The organism is Lactobacillus sp. VURO6/B1 (VP7) (genome assembly GCF_058139575.1).
The window spans coordinates 1-3,984 of the sequence record NZ_JBVOWJ010000022.1; the positions used below are offsets into that span (position 1 = coordinate 1).

At 38.8% G+C, this 3,984-nt stretch carries 2 protein-coding genes; both read right to left on the reverse strand.

What is annotated here, in order from left to right; all coding sequences use genetic code 11:
* Window positions 1-3,500 (reverse strand): BspA family leucine-rich repeat surface protein (locus ACZ2M0_RS09255; RefSeq protein ID WP_490059260.1); only part of this gene is annotated, 3,500 nt, incomplete at its 3' end.
* Between the two features lie 58 nt (window positions 3,501-3,558).
* Window positions 3,559-3,984 (reverse strand): LPXTG cell wall anchor domain-containing protein (locus ACZ2M0_RS09260; protein WP_490059261.1); only part of this gene is annotated, 426 nt, incomplete at its 5' end.

Sequence of the window (3,984 nt, forward strand, 5' to 3'; positions counted from 1 at the left end):
ACTGTATTGCTACCATTACTGCTATTTAATCCTGAACCATTTGAATCACTGGAACCGTTTGGAGTGATAGAACCATTAGAGTTGCTAGAACTGTTAGAGTTGTTAGAACTGTTAGAGTTGTTAGAACTGTTAGAGTTGTTAGAACTGTTAGAACTATTCGAACTCTCAGAGGTGTTGGAAGCGTTAGAACCAGTGGAGCTATCGGAGCTGTTAGAACCATTAGAGCTGTTAGAGCTGTTAGAACCGTTAGAACTATCAGAGCTGTTGGAACCATTAGAGCTATCGGAGCTGTCAGAACTGTTAGAACTATCAGAGCTGTTGGAATCGTTAGAGCTGTTGGAGCCATTAGAGCTATCAGAGCTATCGGAGCTGTTGGAACCATTTGAACTATCAGAGCTGTCAGAGCCATTAGAGCTGTTAGAACTATTGGAACCATTAGAGCTGTCAGAACCGTTGGAACCATTTGAGCCATCAGAGCTATCAGAACTGTCAGAACCGTTAGAACTATCAGAGCTGTTGGAACCATCAGAACTATTAGAGGTCTCAGAACCGTTAGAACCATTTGAGCCATCAGAGCTATCAGAACTGTCAGAACCGTTAGAGCTGTCAGAACTGTTGGAGCCATTTGAGCTATCAGAGCTATCAGAATTCTCAGAACCGTTGGAACCATCAGAACTATTAGAGGTCTCAGAACCGTTAGAGCTGTCAGAACTGTTGGAGCCATTTGAGCTATCGGAACTGTCAGAACCATTTGAGCCATCAGAGCTATCAGAATTCTCAGAACCGTTAGAACCATTTGAGCTGTCAGAGCTATCAGAGCCTTCGGAACCGTGAGAGCCGTTAGAACCACTGGAGTCATTACCCTTACCAGCATTACTCTTTTCATATCCAAAGGTAACAGTTTGAGGATCATTAGTAAACTTTAGTTTACTCAGCGCATCTTCATATTTATCTGTGGTATATTTGTTGCCATTAATTTCAACGTAGGCAAGTTTATAGGTAGGCAACTTTCTGGCTGTGATTGGGATAACCACGTCATTACCAGCAATACCGAATTGATAATCGTTTGGCGAGAGTTTGGCAGTTTTATCGTCTTCAAATTGATAATTAATGGTAATACCGCAAGGATTTGGAATTTTATTGATATTAACATACACATCATAATCCTTACTGCCATCATAATTTTTCATTAAATCAGCACCAGTCCACGAATGAACTCTAGGCTGAAGACCACCGTTGTCTTTATTAACTCCCATGTTAACCCAGACATCTTCTTCTTTGCCATCATGATTGTTGCCTAAACCACCGTCCCAATAATTATCGACTATTGTCAAATCATTTCTTCTGCCTAGTATAAGCACTTCAAGAGATGGAAGATCGCTAAGCATATCACCAATAGTTGATGAATTTTTCATATCGAAACTACTAAGATCAAGTTTTGCTAGTTTATCACAGCCTTGAAACATGTCAATATAATCAGAAACTTTTCTGGTATTAAAGTTGTGTAGATCCAAACTGGTTAAATTTGAACATTGCCAGAACATTTTTAACATATCACTCACAGCTGCCGTGTTAAAGTTAGTGACATCTAAACTTGGTAAAGACTCACAATAAGCAAACATATTCGTCATGTCACTTACTTTGGCAGTATTAAAATGACTAACATCTATTGCAGTTAATTTAATACATTCATCAAACATGTAACTCATATCAAGGACGTTTGCAGTATCAAAATGACTGACATCAACACTAGTTAATGAATGACAATCTTCAAACATGTATTTCATGTCAATAACGTTAGAGGTATTGAAAAGAGAAGGACTAAATTTTATACTTGCTAATTTTTTGTCGTAGTAAAACATCCAGCTCATATCACGGACATTTTTAGTATCAAAATTGCTTAAGTCTAAAGTAGTTAAGTTACCACAGCCACTAAACATTCTTTTCATACCAGCACGAGATAGTTTTTCAGGAACATTTCCGACATTTGCAGTATCAAATTTAGACAAATCAAGTGAAGTTACTTGTGAGCAGCCATCAAACATTTCTGTCATGTCTGTGACTTTGCTAGTATCGAATTTGGATATTAATTTGTTTATACTATCAGTAGTAATTGCGATATCACCAGAAAACATGTCACTCATGTTAGTAACATTTGCAGTAGTAAAATTATCAGAGGCGATAATGTTTGTCAATTTGCCAGAACTTTGGAACATGTTGGCCATATTAGCTACTTTAGCAGTATTAAACTTTGATAAGTCTAACTCAGTTATGTTCTTACAACTGCTAAACATTCCCTTCATATTTTGGACACTATCGGTAACAAAGGTAGTCGGCAGATTTAATTTAAGCAAATTAACACAAGTACCAAACATATATGACATATCTGTCACTTTAGACGTATCAAAGCTTGAAACGTCTAACTTAAGAAAACTTTGACAATAATAAAACATATATGCCATGTTTTCAACATTAGAAGTATTAAATTTGCTTACATCAATAGATGAAACTTGACTACAGTTATCAAACATGTATGACATGTCTGTTACTTTATCCGTGTTAAAAGTAGCTGGGAATGTAAAACTATGAAGTCCCACACAGCTTTCAAACATATGCGCCATGTTTGTGACATTTGAAGTATCAAAGTGAGATAAATCTAACTTAGTTAAAGATGCGTCACTATCAAACATGTATGACATGTTTGTCACTTTTGTGGTTTTAAAAGAAGTTGAACCAGATAAATCGATATTCGTTAGTTTTTTATTTTTACTAAACATGTTTTCCATGCTGGTAACATCAGTAGTATCAAGATTATCTAACCCCTTGATGGTTTCTAATGCCCCAAGACTAGTAAACAGATCATTTGCAGACCCAATAATTTTTAGTTTTCCAGTGATATCAATTTCTTTAATGTCAGCGGCTAACACTGGATTTTGTCCATTTAAGTTGTAGTATAGGCTAATAGAATGATTATCACTGTTATCGATTGTGCCACCACTAATTTTTAATATATCACCTTCATCATTGAAACTGATATCTATTCCTTGCCATTTAGTTGGGAAACTTTCCCTAGTAGCTTTAGCAGGATCAAATTGTGCAGAGCCGGCTTCTTGCTTTTCAGCTTTTGCATCGTTTGTGGTGCTTGGATCGCTGGTATTGCCTGTGATTGCATCTTGATTACTGCCACCATCTTGATTGCTATTAGCACCATCTGGATTCTGTTCAGTTTCTGGTGCGCTGCTTGCAGCGCTTGTGTTAGCTTCGCTGCCAGCAGGGTCATCATCAGCTGCTTCGCCTTCCGTTTCTGAACCAGTTTCACTTTGATAGTTCAACTTGGTCTTGACTGCTCTTTTCGCAGTCTTCTTGGTGGCTCGAGTGCCATTCTGATTAGCTGCCTTGACCGTCTGGGGCTTGGCATTAATTAAGCCTAAAGCAGCTGCGGCCACGCCGCCGAGCAATATTTTTTCTCCTTGCTTGTTAGCATTCTTATGCGTATTCATAAAATTCCTCTTTTAAACTGCATACTAATTAGGATGTTTTTTATTTGTCAGAATTTATTTAGTCTTTCTTGCGCTCAAGCCAAGCAGCACCTAGAGCAGTGGCTAAGGCCAAACCGCCTAGGGCCAGCATGGCCAAACTATTGTGCTTCTCGGTACCAGTTTGTGGCAAGGCATCAGTTCTGCTGTCTTGATCCAGCTTGCCTTTTTTGTTTAGTTTGTGGTCAGCAGCTGCCAATTTAGCAGGGCGGTTAGCCTGATGCTTGTTGGCTGTGAGGCCTTTGATTGATTTGGCAGGTGCTTTCTTGCTCTGCTTATTTGCATGAAGGCCTTTGCTTGCTTTCTTAGGAGCATTCTTTTTCTTGGCCTTTTTGCTGCTTGGAATTGGAGTCGGCTCATTGTCAGTCGGCGTCTGGTTTCCAGCTGGGGCAGGGGTGGAATTATTGGTTTGGCCATCATTCTTGCTGTAAACGTAGGTCACGCTTTG